19 protein-coding genes are annotated in these 17,383 nt (G+C 65.7%); 10 read left to right on the top strand and 9 right to left on the bottom strand.

From position 1 onward, the window contains the following. Positions 1–55 precede the first annotated feature (55 nt). Positions 56–235, top strand: coding sequence for a hypothetical protein (locus tag AEB_RS04955; protein ID WP_119082191.1), 180 nt, complete (start codon positions 56–58; stop codon positions 233–235). Between the two features lie 88 nt (positions 236–323). Here the strand turns inward: AEB_RS04955 and AEB_RS04950 are convergent, their stop codons facing one another. The 3 genes from AEB_RS04950 to AEB_RS04940 all read right to left on the bottom strand — a co-directional run bounded on the left by AEB_RS04950 (position 324) and on the right by AEB_RS04940 (position 3,047). Then, positions 324–1,088, bottom strand: coding sequence for a competence/damage-inducible protein A (locus AEB_RS04950; RefSeq protein WP_119082190.1), 765 nt, complete (start codon positions 1,086–1,088; stop codon positions 324–326). A 60-nt stretch (positions 1,089–1,148) separates the two neighbouring features. Continuing rightward, positions 1,149–2,075: a bifunctional methylenetetrahydrofolate dehydrogenase/methenyltetrahydrofolate cyclohydrolase FolD gene (folD, locus tag AEB_RS04945; RefSeq protein WP_119082189.1), complete on the bottom strand. Its 927-nt coding sequence runs from the start codon at positions 2,073–2,075 to the stop codon at positions 1,149–1,151. A gap of 96 nt (positions 2,076–2,171) precedes the next feature. After that, positions 2,172–3,047, bottom strand: coding sequence for a methylenetetrahydrofolate reductase (locus AEB_RS04940; RefSeq protein ID WP_119082188.1), 876 nt, complete (start codon positions 3,045–3,047; stop codon positions 2,172–2,174). A gap of 167 nt (positions 3,048–3,214) precedes the next feature. Between AEB_RS04940 and AEB_RS04935 the strand changes: the two genes are divergently transcribed. The 3 genes from AEB_RS04935 to AEB_RS04925 all read left to right on the top strand — a co-directional run bounded on the left by AEB_RS04935 (position 3,215) and on the right by AEB_RS04925 (position 6,017). Beyond that, positions 3,215–3,880, top strand: coding sequence for an alpha/beta fold hydrolase (locus tag AEB_RS04935; RefSeq protein WP_231958914.1), 666 nt, complete (start codon positions 3,215–3,217; stop codon positions 3,878–3,880). Positions 3,881–3,908: 28 nt separating this feature from the next. Continuing rightward, entirely contained in the window at positions 3,909–5,333 is a 1,425-nt protein-coding gene (gene desA, locus AEB_RS04930; protein ID WP_119082186.1) for a syringate O-demethylase, read from the top strand. Between the two features lie 102 nt (positions 5,334–5,435). Further along, the gene (locus tag AEB_RS04925; protein WP_119082185.1) at positions 5,436–6,017 is read left to right on the top strand and encodes a hypothetical protein; all 582 of its coding nucleotides are present in this window, start codon (positions 5,436–5,438) and stop codon (positions 6,015–6,017) included. On the opposite strand, the gene AEB_RS04920 is transcribed toward AEB_RS04925, so the two are convergent. Genes AEB_RS04920 through AEB_RS04910 form a run of 3 tightly spaced genes read right to left on the bottom strand, consistent with a single transcriptional unit; the run spans position 6,014 to position 8,402 of the window. Next, entirely contained in the window at positions 6,014–6,793 is a 780-nt protein-coding gene (locus AEB_RS04920) for an IclR family transcriptional regulator (RefSeq protein ID WP_231958913.1), read from the bottom strand. The two genes, AEB_RS04925 and AEB_RS04920, sit on opposite strands and share 4 nt — an antisense overlap. A 2-nt stretch (positions 6,794–6,795) precedes the next feature. Beyond that, complete coding sequence (locus tag AEB_RS04915) at positions 6,796–7,923, bottom strand: cobalamin-independent methionine synthase II family protein (RefSeq protein ID WP_119082184.1); 1,128 nt, start codon at positions 7,921–7,923, stop codon at positions 6,796–6,798. A gap of 47 nt (positions 7,924–7,970) precedes the next feature. Next, positions 7,971–8,402: a nuclear transport factor 2 family protein gene (locus tag AEB_RS04910; RefSeq protein WP_119082183.1), complete on the bottom strand. Its 432-nt coding sequence runs from the start codon at positions 8,400–8,402 to the stop codon at positions 7,971–7,973. A 67-nt stretch (positions 8,403–8,469) separates the two neighbouring features. Here AEB_RS04910 and AEB_RS04905 point away from each other — a divergent pair, with 67 nt between their 5' ends. The 4 genes from AEB_RS04905 to AEB_RS04890 are packed head-to-tail and all read left to right on the top strand — an operon-like array spanning position 8,470 to position 11,825. Then, positions 8,470–10,116, top strand: a complete 1,647-nt coding sequence (locus tag AEB_RS04905; RefSeq protein ID WP_172593007.1) for a GMC family oxidoreductase — start codon at positions 8,470–8,472, stop codon at positions 10,114–10,116. Further along, on the top strand, positions 10,113–10,502 hold the full coding sequence (locus AEB_RS04900; protein ID WP_119082181.1) for a nuclear transport factor 2 family protein: 390 nt from the start codon (positions 10,113–10,115) through the stop codon (positions 10,500–10,502). The genes AEB_RS04905 and AEB_RS04900 overlap by 4 nt, the downstream gene beginning before the upstream one ends. A gap of 31 nt (positions 10,503–10,533) precedes the next feature. Next, entirely contained in the window at positions 10,534–11,283 is a 750-nt protein-coding gene (locus AEB_RS04895) for an SDR family oxidoreductase (protein WP_119082180.1), read from the top strand. A 14-nt stretch (positions 11,284–11,297) separates the two neighbouring features. Continuing rightward, the gene (locus AEB_RS04890; RefSeq protein ID WP_119082179.1) at positions 11,298–11,825 is read left to right on the top strand and encodes a DUF3237 domain-containing protein; all 528 of its coding nucleotides are present in this window, start codon (positions 11,298–11,300) and stop codon (positions 11,823–11,825) included. Between the two features lie 20 nt (positions 11,826–11,845). Here AEB_RS04890 and AEB_RS04885 read toward each other — a convergent pair whose 3' ends face one another. The 3 genes from AEB_RS04885 to AEB_RS04875 form a co-directional block, all read right to left on the bottom strand. After that, complete coding sequence (locus tag AEB_RS04885; protein WP_119082178.1) at positions 11,846–12,517, bottom strand: glutathione S-transferase family protein; 672 nt, start codon at positions 12,515–12,517, stop codon at positions 11,846–11,848. 70 nt (positions 12,518–12,587) lie between these two features. Continuing rightward, positions 12,588–13,508, bottom strand: a complete 921-nt coding sequence (locus AEB_RS04880) for an SDR family NAD(P)-dependent oxidoreductase (protein WP_119082177.1) — start codon at positions 13,506–13,508, stop codon at positions 12,588–12,590. A 27-nt stretch (positions 13,509–13,535) separates the two neighbouring features. Further along, entirely contained in the window at positions 13,536–14,078 is a 543-nt protein-coding gene (locus AEB_RS04875) for a nuclear transport factor 2 family protein (protein WP_172593006.1), read from the bottom strand. A gap of 268 nt (positions 14,079–14,346) precedes the next feature. Between AEB_RS04875 and AEB_RS04870 the strand changes: the two genes are divergently transcribed. Both AEB_RS04870 and AEB_RS04865 read left to right on the top strand, forming a co-directional pair. Continuing rightward, complete coding sequence (locus tag AEB_RS04870; protein ID WP_119082175.1) at positions 14,347–15,759, top strand: MFS transporter; 1,413 nt, start codon at positions 14,347–14,349, stop codon at positions 15,757–15,759. Between the two features lie 171 nt (positions 15,760–15,930). Beyond that, on the top strand, positions 15,931–17,361 hold the full coding sequence (locus AEB_RS04865) for an NAD-dependent succinate-semialdehyde dehydrogenase (protein ID WP_172593005.1): 1,431 nt from the start codon (positions 15,931–15,933) through the stop codon (positions 17,359–17,361). Positions 17,362–17,383 lie beyond the last annotated feature (22 nt).

Raw genomic sequence — 17,383 nt, 5'->3', positions numbered from 1 at the left:
GCTGTCGGGAAGGAAAGGCCGCGCCATGCGTTGGGCAGGTGAAAGGAGTTTCACCATGTCCGAAGCCTTGTGGCTGTTCACCGTCGTCGCTGGCCCGATCCTGCTGATCGTGGTGATGTATTACGGCTTCTTCCGCAACCGGCAGAGTTCGCAGCGGGAAATCCGCGAGGCGGAATTGGGGGCGGAGCGCCTGCGCGAAGACATCCGCCGCGATCCGGAATACAAGGAAGAATAGAGCCGCTGCGGCAGGGCTTGCCTACAGCCCGCCCGTGCCAGCACACAGCGCCGGTGCCTGACGCCTGCGACTACAAGCCCTTGTGCCCTCAGATCCCGCCGCGGGTAAACTCGAGCCCCTTGGCGGCGAGACCATCGCACAGCGCGTCCATGCAGCGGGCGAGTTCGCCCGCATCGGTGGAGCGGATGACGAAGTTGGCACCCGTCCGCCCTTCGCGGAAAAAGGGATAGCTGCCGATCTGGCAGGCTTCATGCGCCTTCTCCACCTCGCGCAGCAGATCGGCGACTTCGCTTTCCTTGATCCAGCCGCCCACGGTGTCGCTAAGCAGCGGTGCGCCGCCCTCCAGCGTTCCGGTAAGGGCATCGAGCATCTGCGCGGCGATGGCGGGGACGCCGGCCATCATATGGATGTTGCCGATCTTGATGCCCGGCGCGCCCGACATGCGATCGGGGATCAGCTCCGCCCCTTCCGGCACCCGCGCCATGCGCAGCCGCGCCTCGTTCAGCCCGCCACGGGTCTGGTAGTAGTCTTCCAGAATCGCCCGCGCCTCGGGGTGAATCACCACCGGCACGCCCAGTGCCGCGGCCACCGCGTCCACGCTGATATCGTCATGCGTGGGGCCGATGCCGCCGGTGGTGAAGAGGTAATCATAGGACGTCCGCAGCGCGTTCACCGCATCGGCGATCCGCGCTATCACATCGGGCACCACGCGCACTTCCGCCAGGCGGATGCCCTGCACCTGCAGCCAGCTGGCCACCTGGGCGATGTTGCGATCCTGCGTGCGGCCCGAGAGGATCTCGTCACCGATTACCAGGAGGGCGGCGGTCCAGATCTTCTCTTGCTTGCCCGGCATGGCCGCCGATTAGGCCAAGCGGGCGGAGGACGCCAGCCCCCGCCGCCCGCCGACGCGATTTCAGGCGGCGGTGCCGCTGAACATGGAGCGGTCGGGTGCATCGCCGTAATCATCCGCCCCGCCGTCGCCCTCCAGCTGGGTCTTCGCGGCCTGAACCGTGTTGGCCAGCAGGCAGGCGATCGTCATCGGGCCGACGCCGCCGGGGACGGGAGTCACGGCCTTGGCGTGCTGCACCTCGTCAAAGGCCACGTCGCCCACGAGCCGCTCCTTGCCGTCCTCGCCCATGATGCGGGTGATGCCCACGTCGATGATCACCGCGCCGTCCTTCACCCAGAACCCCTTCACCAGCTCCGGCGCACCCGCAGCGGCGACGATGATATCGGCCTTGCGCGCGATCTCCGGCAGGTTCTCGGTATGGATATGGGTGACGGTGACCGTCGCCTCGCGGTCGAGCAGCAAATTGGCGACCGGCTTGCCGACGATGTTGGACTTGCCGATCACCACGGCGTCGAGGCCGGTCAGATCGTCCACCACCGTGTCGATCAGCTTCATCACCCCCAGCGGGGTACAGGGGACGATGCCGCCCGTGCCGGTGGAGAGCCGGCCGACATTCACCGGGTGGAAGCCGTCCACATCCTTTTCCGGACGGATGGAGCGGAGCACGAGCCGGGTGTCGATATGCTCCGGCAGCGGCACCTGCACGAGGATGCCGTTCACTTCGGGATCGGCATTGAGCTCCGCCACGACAGAGAGCAGGTCTGCCTGGCTGGTGTCCGCCGGCAGCCGCCGTTCGATGGAGCGGATGCCGACCTTCTCGCAGCCCTTGATCTTGCGACGGACATAGACCTGGCTCGCGCCGTCATCGCCGACGAGAACCACGGCAAGGCCGGGGCGCGGCTGGCCGGCAGCGACCATCGCATCCACTTGCGCCTTGGTTTCCTCGTCCAGCTGACGCGCGACCGCACGCCCGTCGATAATCTCGGCCATTACTTGAATCCCCTCAGCTGTCGAACGGAGCCGCACGGCGCCTGCCCGGCAGCCCGGCCCCTCGCCGGGCCGGTGCCGGGAAGCCCCGCGCCAGGCTCAGCTGTGCTTGGCGTCGTACTTGTTGATCCATTCGGCGGACGCGGTCAGCGCGCCGAAGGGGTAGAAGTGGAGGCGAACGCGGCCATGTTCGGCATCGCTCAGCTTCTTGTCGAGCGAATCGACCAGCTTGTCCGGCCCCGCGCTGCCGATGAGGTTGGTCAGCGAAATGCCGTATTTCTTCATAACGCTGGCGCTGGCGCCCACGCCGCAGCGCTTGGCGAAGCCGAGCAGGCGCTTGATGCCGGCCGGTCCGGGAACGCCGAGGCGCACCGGCACGTCGATGCCGCGGCTGCGCATTTCGCCAACCCATTCCACGATCGCATCATCGTCGAAGGCGAACTGAGTGACGATCAGCGGGGTCATACCATGGGCGCGCACGGCGGCGAGCTTGCGCTCCATCCAGTCCCACAGCTCGTCCTTGCTGTTGTTGGGATGGCCTTCGGGGTGGCCGCCCACGCCCACGATCTGGATGCCGTACTTTTCGAGCAGGCCCGTTTCGATGATTTCCAGCGAGGTGGAATAGGGGCCTTCCGGCTCCGGCGGATCGCCGGCGATAATGAAGACGCGCTTCACCCCGGCCTTGCCGGTGATGTCGGCCAGATACTTGTCCAGCTCCGCTTCGGACGTCAGCCGGCGGGCGGACAGGTGGACGATCGGTTCGAAGCCCAGCTGGCGCACCAGCACCGCGGCTTCCACCCGCTGCTCCATCTCCTCGCCGGGAAGGAAGGTCACTGCGATCTGCGTGCCCGGCCGGATCAGCGGGGCCGCTTCCCTCAGGCCTTCGATTTCCTTCGCCGTCATCTCCAGCGAATAGCCATCGACCATGTTGCTGCGGGGCTTTTCCCAATCGGGATGGATAGCGGCGTAAGACATCGAATCTCTCCTCTCGCAGGTGCCTGTAGGGCCTCCGGCTCGTCTCAGAAAGGCCCTAGCGCACACACATTTCTTCGTATAGACGAATTTTTCATACCTGCGAATTTCTAAGCAAGCTGGTGAGGGTGATGCTGTTTTTCTGTCCCGGGCTGATCTGTGATGCGCGCATGTTCGCGCCCCAGCTCGCGGCATTCCCCGATTCCCGCGCGATCGACGGCTATGGCGAGGCGGACAGCCTGGCAGACATGGCCCGCGTGGTCCTGGCGGAAGCGGATGCGCAGGGCGCCACCCGATTCGACCTGTTCGGCCATTCGATGGGCGGGCGAGTCGCGCTGGAGGTGGTGCGGCTGGCGCCGGATCGCGTGCGGCGCCTGGCGCTGTCCTCCACCGGCGCCCATCCGACGAAGGAGGGGGAGCCCGCCAAGCGCGAGGCGCTGCGCCAGATCGGCTATGACCAAGGCTTCACCGCGCTGGTGGACAGCTGGCTGCCGCCCATGGTGGCCGAGGCCAATCGCACCCGGCCAGAACTTTACGAGCCGATGCGGCAGATGTCGCTGGACGCCGGGCAGGACATGTTCGACCGGCATATCCGCGCGCTGGTGGGCCGGCCCGACGTGGCGGATCTGCTGCCGCGGATCGCCTGCCCCACGCTGGTGATGACGGGGGAGCTCGACGGCTGGGCCCCGCCCGCGCAGCACCGCGAAATCGCCGCGGCGATCCCTAATTCCGAACTCGTCATCGTTCCGGGCGCGGGGCACATGCTGCCCCTGGAAGAGCCTGAAGCGGTGAACGCCGCCATCGCCAGCTGGCTTTCACAGCCGGCCAGTGATTGAACCCCAACCCTCTAGGAGAGGTAATGCCATGAGTGAACAAAACCTGCAGCAGAAGCTGGACGGTGTTGACAATGTGGTCGATTTCCTGCGCAACCAGCAGGTCGGCCCCAATGTCTATCCCGGCGTTCCGGCCGAATATTCCAACTGGCGCAACGAACAGCGCGCATGGGCGGAAAGCGCCGTGCTGTTCAACCAGAGCTACCACATGGTCGAGCTGTATGTGCGCGGCCCCGATGCGTTCAAGCTGCTGGAATACACCGCCATCAACAGCTTCAAGAACTTCACCGTCAACAAGGCGAAGCAGTATGTGCCGGTGACGCCGGACGGCTATGTGATCGGCGACGTGATCCTGTTCTACCTGGCCGAGAACGAGTTCTCGCTGGTCGGCCGTGCGCCCGCGATCGAGTGGGTGGAATTCCACGCCCAGTATCCCAAGCCCGACGGCAGCAAGTGGGACGTGACCGTGGAGCGTGACGAGCGCACCGCGATGCGCAGCGACGGCGTGCGCAAGAACTATCGCTTCCAGCTCCAGGGCCCGAATGCGATGAAGGTGCTGGAGCGGGCCATGGGCCAGACCCCGCCGGACCTCAAGTTCTTCAACATGGCGCATATCGACATCGCCGGTAAGGACGTGATCGCCCTGCGCCACGGCATGGCCGGCCAGCCGGGTTACGAACTGTTCGGCCCCTGGGCGGATTACCATGCGGTGCATGCCGCGCTGGTCGAAGCGGGCAAGGATTTCGGCCTCACGCTGGTGGGCGGCCGGGCCTATTCCTCCAACACGCTGGAATCCGGCTGGCTGCCCTCTCCGCTGCCGGCCTTCTTCACCGGCGACAGCCAGATGATGAAGGATTTCCGCAGCTGGGCTTCGGGCAAGTCCTATGCCGGCATGTGCTCCATCGGCGGTTCCTATGTTCCCGACAGCATCGAGGGTTATTACCTCACGCCGTGGGACATCGGTTATGGCCACATCGTGAAGTTCGACCACGAGTTCGTGGGCCGCGAGGCGCTCGAGAAGATGGCCGGCGAAAAGCACAAGCAGAAGGTCACGCTCGCACTCGACAATGAAGACGTGATGCGCGTCATCAGCTCGGTGCTCGCCAAGGGCGAACGCGCCAAGTACTTCGAATTCCCGAGCGCGGTCTATGCCATGCACCCGTTCGACGAAGTGAAGATGGACGGCGAAGTGATCGGCGTGTCCACCTGGATCGGCTACTCCTCGAACGAGGGCAAGATGCTCTCGCTCGCGATGATCGATCCGGACAAGGTGGAAATGGGCAAGACCGTGACGCTGGTGTGGGGCGAGCCGAATGGCGGCACCTCCAAGCCGACGGTGGAGCCGCATGTGCAGACCGAGATCAAGGCTGTCATCTCGCCGGTTCCCTATTCGGAAGTCGCGCGCGATGCCTATGCGGACAGCTGGCGCCAGAAGGGCGTGGGCGTGAACGCCTGATCGGCGATCACCTTCGAAGATTGAAAGGGCGGCCCTGTGGCCGCCCTTTCTTTTTATCGCATCGCGCTTTCAGCGGCGCCGCGGCGAGGTTAGTCTGCAACCATGCTGAAACGCCTGCTGCTCGCCTTCGCGATGATCCTCTCGGTGCCGACGGCCCTCTCCGCACAAGCGCGCGATCCGCTTGAAGGCCTGTGGATCTTCGAAGTGGAGGGCACCGGCGTCTTCGGCTTCGCGCTGGAGAAGGACGGCGAGAGCTGGAAAGCGCAGTGGCTGCGCCCGCGCCGCTTCGCCAGCGACGGCGTGCGCTTTATTGATCTGGTCGGCCCGCCCGTGCCGATTGAGGCGACCGCAACAAAGGAAACCGGGGGCTGGCTGGAGCTGACCTTCGCGGACCCCCGCCCGCACACGCTGCCCGACGTATTCCGCATCCATGTGGCGGGGACGGACACGGCGGAGGCAATTTATGCCGACACCGGCTTTCCGGTGCTTCCGCTGGTGCGGGGCGATCCGGCGAGCACGCTCGGCCCCTGGGGCCCGGGACAGACCTATACGCGGGCCGATGCCGACTCGCTCACGCCGGGCGCGTTGGTGCAATTCTCCGCAGCGCCGCCGGCGGATGACGCCCCGACCGCCCAGGAGCCTGTGCAGGGTCCGGCGGAAGAACCGGCGGTGGAGGGCCGCTAGGCCGCCGATTCCAGCAGGCCGCTGGTCCGTTCCAGCAGCCCGCAGACACGTTCCCGCAGCGCATCGTCGAAGCGAACCTTGGGCACGGCCACCGACAGCGCCCCCACCGGCTCGCCGCCGATGGTGACCACGCGGCCAATGCCGCAGATGCCCAGGCTCCGCTCCTCATCGGTCATCGCGAAGCCATCCTTGCGGATGCGGGCGAGCTGCGCGCGCAGCGGCCCCTCCTCGGTGACGGTGGAGGGGGTCAGCCGCTCCCGCTGGCTCTCGGCGAAATAGCGATCCAGTTCCTCGTCGCTCATCGCCGCCAGCAGTGCCTTGCCCGAGGCCATGACATGCATCGGGATGCGCTTGCCCGTCTCGATCGAATAGCGCAGCGCCTGCTCGCTGGATTCGGTGACGGTCGCCTCCACGTCCCATTCGCTGCGCACGAAGAAGCTGCTCGTCTCGTTCAGCTGCACCCGCAGGGTTCGCACCAGCGGCGCGGCGCGTTCCGACAGGGAGAAGCCGCCGCTCTTGGCCTGCAGCCGCTCCAGCCCCGGCCCGGCGGAATAGCGGCGGCCTTCGCGGACCAGATAGTGGCGGTCCACCAGCGTGGCCAGCAGGTAGGACAGGCTGGACACGGGGATCCCCAGTGCCACGGCGATTTCCTGCGCCACCAGCGGCCGGTCATGCGCCACGACATATTCGATGATGTCGAGCGTGCGCGTGGCCGATTTGACCTGGCTCGACTGGCCGGGGATGGGATGCCCGCTGATGCCGGCGCCGCTGTCCACGGTCAGCCGATCCGTGCCTCGGCAATATCCGCGCCCGCGCGCAGATTGGCCAGCTTCTTCCACGCAACCGCGGGGTCGATCTTGCCATAGCCGGCGAAGGTGCCGAAGCCGCAATCGCTGCTGGCGATTACCCGGTCCTTGCCGACGAATGCCGCGAAGCGCTCCACCCGCTGGGCGATCAGCTCGGGCGTTTCGATGTAGTTGGAGCAGGAATCGATGAAGCCCGGGGCCAGGATCTTGTCGTCGGGCAGCTTGGCTTCCTTCCACACCACCCATTCATGCTCGTGCCGCGGATTGGCGCTTTCGAACAGGATCGTGGAGGGGCGGGCGGCGAGCACAATGTCGAGGATCTTCTCCAGCGGAATGTCGAAATCGTGCGGGCCTTCGTAATTGCCCCAGCACACATGCATGCGCAGCCTTTCCGGCGCGATATTCGCGGTGGCGGCGTTCAGCGCCTCCACATTGGCGGAGATGGTGCGGAGGAACTCCTCCTCGCTCATGTCCTGGTAGCCGGTGTGGCGGCTCATCGCGAGGTCGGGGCAATCGAGCTGCAGCTGGAAGCCGGCCTCCACGATCGCTTCATATTCCGGCCGCATCGCGTCCGTAAGGTCGGCCAGATAGGCTTCGTGGCTGGGATAATACTGGTTCGGCTGGAACGCCGTGATGAGGCCGGGACTGGCCGAGTTCAGGAAGCCTTCCACGCCCTTCCCGTGCTTTTCCAGCGCCTTGGCGAAGCGGCGGATATCCTCGTGGCAGGGTTCCAGATTGACCAGCGTGACTTTGTCGATGGCGCTCGCCCGGGTGAATTCCTGCGCACCCATGATGTGGGACAGCTTCTTGGCCAGATCCGGCACCTGCGCCAGATCCATGGCAGGCTTGCGCGGCGTGTGGCCGCCAAAGCCGGAGAGCCGCTCGATAATATAGGTGGAATAGCCGACCTTGCCGAGCTCGCCATCGGAGACGACGCTGACGCCCGCCTCCACCTGCTTGCGCACGGCTTCGTCCACCGCCGCCTGCACCTTGGCGTCGAACTCGGCGGCGTCGTAAGCCTCGCCCTTGTCGCGCGCCAGCAGCAGGGGCACGAGTTCCTCGCCGCGCGGCAGGCTGCCGACATGGGTGGTCTTGATCACTTCAACATCCTCCTCCGAACGAGGATGCTTGTTTCATGTATGCGAAATTAACGCAAGTGCGAAGAGAGCGCCTCAGGCACCAGCGTACAGCCCACGCTTTCTATCCGGCCATCCGCCAGATGATAATGGATATATTGCCGCATTTCCTGCACTTCCCCTTTGGCGATGGGGAAGAACTGGCCCATGCCGCGCGCATCCAGCACCTCCCGCGTCAGATCGCCTGTGCCTTCGATGCGGATCAGCCCCTCCACCGCGCAGAGATCTTCGCTCACCGCGATACGCTGCACGGTGATCGTCTCCGCCACGTACTGGTGCAGGAAGCCGTAGAAATCGCGCAATTGCTGACGGGTGGTGATCTCTATGCCGAAGAAGGCCATGCGCGGCGTGTCGGAATAGAAATCGAACACCGCATCATAATCGCGCGCGTTGAAGGCTTCGGCATAGCGGGCATAGTCCGCGGGGCGGGTGATGGTGGACATGATCGGCTTCCTCTCCTTGCCAGCAATCCTAACGACCGTTAGCAAGGCAGCAAGGGAGAGCAAGGCCATGGCCGAAGCAAGCTATGATTATATCGTCGTCGGGGCGGGCAGCGCCGGCTGCGTGGTGGCCGCGCGGCTGAGCGAGGATCCGCACAGCAGCGTGCTGGTGCTGGAGGCCGGCGGCCGCGACGAACATCTCTATCTCAAGATGCCGCTGGCCTTCCTCAAGGCCATGCCCGATCCGCGCTTCAACTGGGCCTATATGACCGAGCCCGAACCGCATCTGGACGGGCGCCAGCTGCCGCTGCCGCGCGGCCGCGTGGTGGGCGGCTCCGGCTCGATCAACGGCATGTTCGCCATGCGCGGCCATCCGGCGGATTACGATCAGTGGGCGCAGATGGGTGCGCGGGGCTGGTCCTATGCCGATGTGCTGCCCTATTTCCGCAAGTCCGAAAGCAGCTGGCGGGGGGAAGACACCTATCACGGCGGCGCCGGGCCGGTGGCGATCCGGCCGATCGATTCGCCGCACCTGCTGCACCGGCAGATGATGGAGACGGCGGAAGCGGCGGGCTTCGCCACCACGGAGGATCTCGCCGGCGCCCATCCGGAAGGCTTCGCCCGGGGTGAGCAGACGGTGGATGCACGCGGCCGCCGGGTGAGCGGGGCCACGGCCTATCTCAAGCCCGCGATGGGGCGTCGCAATCTCGATGTCCGCTCGGGCGTGCTGGTGCGGCGCGTGGTGTTCGAGGGGCGCCGCTGCGTGGGCGTGGAGATCGAAGGCGAGGACGGGCCGCAGGTGGTGCGCGCCCGGCGCGAGGTGATCCTTTCCGGCGGCAGCTACAATTCGCCCCATCTGCTGATGCTGAGCGGCATCGGCCCGGCGGCGCATCTGAAGAGCCACGGGATCGAAATGCTGCATGACAGCCCGGGCGTGGGGCGCAACCTGCAGGAACATCCCTGCGCGATGCTCGAATTCAACGCTGCCGAGCCAGTGACCTTCCTCAATCAGCTGCGGTGGGACCGGATCGCGCTCAACACGCTGCGCTGGATGTTCACCGGCACCGGTTCGATGGCGACGCAGGTGAACAGCTGCAATGTCGTGATCCGCACCGCGCCGCATCTCGACCGGCCGGATCTGCAGATCATGGTCAATCCCATCCGCTTCGATGCCGCGCCGTGGTTCCCGGGTATCAGGGCGGTGCAGGATCATGTGTTCTGGGCCGGCGTGGTGCAGCTGCACCCGGAAAGCCGCGGCTGGGTGCAGCTGAAGAGCCCGGACCCGCGCGATGTCGCCTCCGTCACGCTCAACACCCTGGCGGAAGAGGCGGATCGGGAACAGATGCGCCGCGCCTTCCGCACCACCCGCCGCATCTACAACACGCCGCCCATGGCCGACATGATCGCCTCCGAACGGACGCCCGGCGCACAGGTGGAGAGCGACGAGGATCTGGACGCCTTCATCCGCGCGTCCTGCTATGTCGCCCAGCACCCCACCAGTACCTGTGCGATGGGCATGGGCGAACGCTCCGTGGTGGATAGCGAGTTGCGGGTGATCGGGGTGGCGGGCCTGCGCGTGGCGGATTGTTCGGTCATGCCCACCGTGCCGGGTGGCAACACCAATCTCCCCGCCTTCATGGTGGGGGAGAAGGCGGCGGACCTGATCCGCGGGCGCAGCCTGCCGCGGGCGGAGCTGACCGAAAGCGTCGCGGCATGAGCCGGACGGCGGAGGAGCAGGCCAATCTCGATCTGGTGATGGGCCTGTTTTCCGACGTGCTGAACCCGATGGATTCCGGCGCCGTCGATCGCTTCATCGCGGCGGACTACATCCAGCACAACCAGTCGGTGGAGCCGGGGCGCGAACCGCTCAAGGCCTTCCTCGACATGATCCGCGAACAGACGCCGGAGGCGGTGCATGATGTGAAGCGCGCCTTCGTGGATGGCGATCACGTCACCGTGCATTACCATGTCCGCCGCTGGCCGGGCGACCTCGGCTGGGCCGTGATCGACATCTTCCGGATCGAGCACGGCCGGATCGTGGAACATTGGGATGTGATGCAGGATGTGATCGAGGGCGGGCCCAATCCGAACTCGCCGTTCTGATCGCACGTTGCCGCCAGAAAAGGGGATGACAATGCGTTTCAAGGACAAGGTGGCGCTCGTGATGGGCGGCAACAGCGGCATGGGGCTGGCAACGGCGAAGGCGCTGGCGGCGGAAGGGGCCAAGGTCCATCTGACCGGGCGCAACCAGCAGACCATCGATGAAGCCGTGGCCGCGATTCCCGGCAGCCGGGGCTACCGCGCGGACATCGCCGATATCGCCTCGAGCGAAGCGGTGGTCTCCGCGATCGAGGCGGAAGATGGCCGCATCGACGTGCTCTATATCAACGCCGGCGTCGGCGGTTTCGCCCCCCTGCGCGCGATCACGCCGGAAAGCTGGGACCAGACCCATTCGATCAACCTCAAGGGTTGCGTCTTCGCGCTGCAGAAGGCGGTGCGGATCATAAGCAAAGGCGGCGCGATCGTGGTCACCGGCTCCATCGGCGCGCATGGCGCGCTGCCGGGCAATGGCGTGTATGCCGCAGCCAAGGGCGGGCTCTACGCGGCGATGAAGGTGTTCGCCGCGGAGCTGGTGGGCGAAGGGATCCGCCTCAACATGGTCAGCCCCGGCCCGATCGACACGCCGCTGCTCCATCGCAATCCGGGCATGAGCGATGCCGATGTCGCCACCCTCAAGCAACGCATGATCGAGAGCATCCCCATGCACCGCATGGGCGAAAGCGACGAAGTGGCAAAGGCCGTGCTGTTCCTGGCGAGCGAGGACGCGTCCTTCATCACGGCCGCCAATCTGTTCGTCGATGGCGGCCTGCTGGAACTTCGTTGAAAGGAACCGCACCCATGCAATTCTCCGACACCACCCCCTTCGCGCCGCCCTTCTCCACGCTGGACAATCCGCGGATGGAATTCGCGATGGAAGTGCGGCTGACCTTTCCCGAGGTGTTCACCATCGCCCCGCATCCCAATGGCGGCATGCGTTCCGCCGTGCTGGTGCAGGGCGGGCATTTCGAAGGGCCGAACATCCGCGGGCGGGCCGTGCCCGGATCGGGCGGGGACTATGCCTATTTTCGCCCCGACGACGTTGCCTGCTTCGATGCGCGCTATCTGCTGGAGGAGGAGGACGGCACGATCATCCTGCTCAACAACAAGGGTTTCCTGTGGGGGCGCAAGCCGGACACGATGGCGCGCCTGCGCGACTGGGCCTTCAACGGTGGGGAGCCGGTTCCGCATGAAGACTATTACCTGCGCGGCAATCCCACCTTCGAATGCCCCGTGGGCAAGCATGACTGGCTGACCAAGCACGTCTTCATCGGCGTGGGCGAGCGGCGCAGCGACGGCAATCTGCTGCGTTATTACGCGCTGGTCTGACGCCGCGCAGCCTGCGCGCGTCAGGCGTTCACATCGGCATAATGGCGCGGCGGGGGGATGCCTTCCATCTTCTCCGTCAGCAGCGGCCGGAAGCTGGGGCGGCTTTTCATCACGCGGTACCAGCTGTGTGCGCCCTCATGGCCCGACCAGTCGATCCCGCCGAGATAATCGGCGACGGAGATCTGCGCCGCCGCGGCGAAATCGGCCAGGCTCAGCTGCGCGCCGGCCAGCCAGCGGCGGGTGTCCGTCAGCCAGTCGATATAATCGAGATGCTCATGCGCCAGCCGCATGGCCAGCCGCAGCGCCTGTGAATCCGGCGGCTGCCGCAGCACCAGCCGCTTCTTCATCTTTTCGACCATCAGCGGCCCGGTGACATCGGCGAAGAACTGTTCGTCGAACATCGCGGTGAGGCGGCGGATCTCCGCCCGGCCGGCGGCCGTGCCCAGGATCAGCGGGCTGCGATCCACCGTCTCTTCGAAATATTCGCAGATCGCCTGGCTGTCGATCAGCACGAGCTTCTTCTCGTCGAGCCGCAGCACCGGAACCCGTCCACCCGGATTCAGCGTGAAGAAGCCTTCGCTCGGATCCCAGGGATATTCCCGCACAAGCTCATAGCCCACGCCCTTTTCGCTGAGGGCGAGACGAACCTTGCGGCTGAACGGACAAAGGGAAAAAGTATGGAGCTGCCACATGTGATCCGTCCCCATGCCGCACCGCGCGAGTCGCGTCTACAGGCGGCGGACAGGGACCGCCGGCGGCAGCCTATCGGGCGAGATCGCGCGCCTTGCGCCGCGTCTCGCTGAACTTTTCCTGCCGCATCTTCTCGAACCCCACACGCTGGTCGAACCCGGCATCCGGAGGATAGTCGCGATAATCGCTCAGGATCTCGTCGAACAGCTCGCGCACCTCCTCCTTGTGGTCAGGATGGGTGAAGATGTTGGCGCGGTTCTCGCGAATGCCGTCGAGGATGCGCTCCCCGATCACGTCGGGCTCCATGCCGAATTCGTGCACGCCCTCCAGGCGCTTCACATGATCTGTATCCACCGGCTTCATCTCGCGCTTGAGCTCGTCCGGCCGGACATCGTCGCTGGCGTAGATGTAGCTCTTCACCAGCCCCGGATGCACCACGGAAACGCCTATACCATAGTCGCACATCGAATGGCGCAGCGAGTAGGACAGGCCGCGCACGGCGAATTTGGTGGTGTTGTAGATGCCGGGAATGCCGCCGGCCACGAAGCTCGCCATGCTGGCGGTGTTGGTAATGTGTCCGCCCGTCTGCTCCCCCGCCAGCACCCGCTGCTTCATCCGCGGGGCGAAGGTCATCACGCCGTTGATCACGCCGTGGAGGTTCACGCCCAGCAGCCAGTCCCAATCGTCGTAAGACGAATCCTCGATCGACTGGAAAAGGTTCACGCCGGCGTTGTTGAACAGCAGGCTGACCGGCCCGAGTTCCGCCTCGGCCCGATCGGCCGCCTCACGGAAACCTTCCCGGCTCGACACATCCAGCCGGATTCCCATGACCTCGCGATTGTCGAGCGAGGCGAGTGCGCGATCGATTGCATCCTGGCGAATGTCGGCGATGGCGACCTTGCAACCCGCGTTCAGCAGGTTGCGCACGATGCCGATACCGACACCGTTGGCGCCGCCGGTCACGAATGCGGTACGGCCCGCGAAATCCTTCATGGCGTATTTCTCCCGCTGGCGGCGGCGCTACTTCGTGGCGGCAGCCGCGGCATCCATCTGCTGCACCGGATTGACCGAGCCTGAATCGCGGCCGGGCAGGAATTCGTTGAGAATGCGCCGCTTGGAGAATAGCCAGTGGCCGTCCACCCTCTCCAGCTCATCCTCGTAGATGCCGAAGGTGCCGATCTGCGGCGTCAGGCGGCCGGATGCGTTCCGCGGCCCGTCATTGGCCATTTCATACCAGAAGGCGCGTGCCCAGGCGCGATCGCCCTCCACCCGGATCACCGTATGCGCCAGCACATGGCGCAGCACCGCCGGATTGCCGTCCACATCCTTGTAGACGCTGCCGATGCGATCCTTGAACGCCTGCGCCGTCTTGCGGATATCGGCCCGCCCCTTCGCCGTGCCGCTGGCGAATTCCAGCTCGCCATCCTCGGTGAAGGTCGCGACATAGGCATCCATGTCGTTATAATCCATCGCGAAGAGATAGCGCGCCATGAGATCTTCGATCTCGGCACGGTCCCGCGCATAGCTGTCGCTGTAGTCCTGGGGGCTGGCCGCTGCGGGCATGGCTGAAACTCCTGTGATGCAAAGGGAAAACGCCGCGGCGGCGATGGCCCGGCGGAAGCGAAAGACGGATTGGTGGGGTCGGGCCGTGCCCGAAGCGCGCCCGCAACGATTGCCAAGCATTGTCTCGTCTTCTCCCGTCCGACCCGCCGTTTTACGACGGAATGCGACAATTTTTCTATTTCGCCTCCTACTAGGCACCACCTACAAATGCGGGCAAGTGGAAAGAAGCTGCAGCCCACCTCGGAGCGGGTTGCCCGGAGGATGAGGAATGGCGATCGCACCCAGTGCCCAGCCCATCGTGGCTGAACAGGAAGAGCCCGCGGCGGGCGCGGCGTCCCCGCCCTGGCCGAGCGAAAAGGCCGGGTTCTACGCGCTGTTCGTGATCATCTTTTCCACCTTTCTCAATTTCTTCGACACCACCGTGTTCGCCATGCTGGCGGAGCGGATCAAGGCCAGCTTCGCCCTGTCGGACAGCGCCCTGGGCTTCGTGCTCGGGCCTGCGAGCATCGTTGCCTTCGTCTTCGTCGGCATCCCCCTCGCCCGGCTGGTCGATCTCTATCCGCGCAAATTCGTGCTCTCGGCCAGCATCGCCACGCTCGGCACGATCACCGCGCTGGGCGGCCTGGCGCAAAGCTTCGGCCAGCTGGTCGGCTCGCGCCTGTTCGTGGGCGCGGGCGGCGCGGCGAACGGGCCGGGCAGCTATTCGATGATGGCGGATTATTTCCGCCCCATGCGCATCCCGCTGGTCTTCGCGCTGATGCAGCTGTCCTATACCCTGGCCAATGCGCTCGGCACCTGGGGCGGCGGGCGGATGATCGCCTGGACCGACACGCTGCCCGCGACGAGCAGCTTCGCCGGGCTGACGATCTTCAGCTGGCAGTGGATCCTCATCATCATCGGCGTGCCCGGGCTGGTTGCATCCCTGATGTTCCTGACCGTGAAGGAACCGCCGCGGCGCAATCCGGCGCAGGGAGAGCCGCTGGTCCCAGCCGGAGCGCCCCTCGGCCGCCGGTTGCTGGCCTTCACCGGGCTGGACGCGCTCAAGGCCATAAACACGCGCGGCGCGGTGTACTGGCCGCTGTTCATCGCCCTCGCCATGTCGGCCATCGAAAGCCAGGGCCTGCCCGCCTGGCGCGTGCCCTTCGTGGCGCGCACCTATGGCTGGAGCGAGGCGGAGATCGGCAATCTGCTCGCCCCGCTCCTGCTGACGGCAAGCCTGCTGGGCCTGCTGATGGGCGGCATCTTCGTCAGCTGGATGAACAAGCGCCACAAGGACGGCAATATCCGCGCCACGGCGATCATCTTTTCCTGCACCACCGTGTTCGCCATTGCCGCTCCGCTGATGCCGAGCGGCGAACTGGCGCTGGGCTGCATGGCGATGACCGCCTTCTTCGGCCTTGCCGGTGCGCCGGCGCAGAATGCAGCGATCCAGCGCATCGCGCCCAATGCCATGCGGGGGCAGGTGACGGCGCTCTATCTCTTCATGTACACCTTCTTCGGCGCCATGGGCAGCTTCGTGATCGGCACGGTCAGCGATGTGATCGTGGGCGATCCCGACAAATTGTGGGAAGCCCTGCTGATCGTTGCGGCGGTTTTCATGCCGATCGCCACCTTCTCCATGTGGCGCGCCATCCGCCCCTATCGCGAGGAAGTGGAGCGGCTGGAGGCGCAAGGGCTCTGATCGGGCCGCGCGAACGTTGACAGCTTTCCGTGTCCGTTTCAGGATTGTAAGCAGAACATACGAAATGGGAGAGTCGTCCGGCTCGCCGCGAGTGCGGCCCGGTGTTGCACCGGCGGCGCTGGCCGAGCATGACGCGCGCTCCCGCAGTTGCAACATGCAGAGGAGCCGCGAGTGGCCGAATATCCCAGCCTGCACATGATCATCGACGGCGAGAAGGTATCGGGCGGCGGCCGCCGCACGTTCGATGTGGTGAACCCCGTAACCGGCGAACCGATCGGCGCGCTGCCGCTGGCCGAAGCGGCCGATCTCGACCGTGCGCTCGAAGTGGCGGAGAAGGGCTTCCGCATCTGGCGCAAGTCCACCCCGCAGCAGCGCGCAGCCGTGCTGCAGGGCGCGGCCCGCCTGATGATGGAACGGCAGGAGGACATTGCCCGCATCGCCACGATGGAACAGGGCAAGCCGCTGGCCGAAAGCCGCATCGAAGTGATGATGAATGTCGGCCTGTTCAATTTCTACGCCGGCGAATGCTTCCGCCTCTACGGCCGCGAGCTGGTGCGCCCGGAAGGCATGCGCTCCACCGTGCGGCACGAGCCGGTCGGGCCCGTGGCCGCCTTCGCCCCGTGGAACTTCCCGATCGGCAATCCCGGCCGCAAGCTGGGTGCGCCGGTGGCCGCGGGCTGCTCCGTGATCCTCAAATGCGCGGAAGAGACGCCGGCGAGCGCCCTTGCCGTGCTGCAGTGCCTGCTCGACGCGGGCCTGCCCAAGGAAGTGGGCCAGGCGGTGTTCGGCGTGCCGGATGAGGTGAGCCGCCACCTGCTCGGCAGCCCGATTATCCGCAAGCTCAGCTTCACCGGCTCCACCGCGGTGGGCAAGCATCTCGCCAAGCTGGCGGCGGACAACATGCAGCGGACCACGATGGAACTGGGCGGGCATGGCCCGGTGCTGGTGTTCGGTGATGCCGATCTGGACAAGGCGCTGGATACCGCCGTTGCCGGCAAATACCGCAATTGCGGCCAGGTCTGCGTCAGCCCCACGCGCTTCATCGTCGAAGAGAATGTGTTCGAACGGTTCCGCGACGGCTTCATCGAACGCGCCAGGAAGGTGAAGGTGGGCGACGGGCTGGAGGACGGCACGCAGATGGGCCCCATGGCCAATCCGCGCCGCCCCGAAGCGATGGACCGCCTGATCGGCGACGCGAAGAGCCGCGGCGCCAAGCTGGGCCATGGCGGCGAGCGGATCGGCAATCGCGGCTTCTTCTATGCGCCCAGCGTGCTGTCTGAAATCCCGCTGGACGCAGAAATCATGAACGAGGAGCCCTTCGGCCCCGTCGCCCTCATCAACCCCTTCAAGGGCGAAGAGGACATGATCGCCGAAGCGAACCGCCTCCCCTATGGTCTTGCCGCCTACGCCTGGACCGGCGATGCGGGCCGCCAGCGCCGCCTTGCGACGGAGATCGAGGCAGGCATGGTGGGCATCAACAGCCACATGATCGGCGGGGCCGACGCGCCCTTCGGCGGCGTGAAATGGTCCGGCCATGGCAGCGAGGACGGGCCGGAAGGCGTACTCGCCTGCATGGTGACCAAGACCGTCCACGAAGCCTAGTCGGGCGTTCGGCGCGCGTGCC

The organism is Altererythrobacter sp. B11 (assembly GCF_003569745.1).
Taxonomy (GTDB): Bacteria; Pseudomonadota; Alphaproteobacteria; order Sphingomonadales; family Sphingomonadaceae; genus Croceibacterium_C.
The sequence above is the reverse complement of the archived record's forward strand: the minus strand, read 5'-3'. Positions and strand labels throughout refer to the sequence as shown.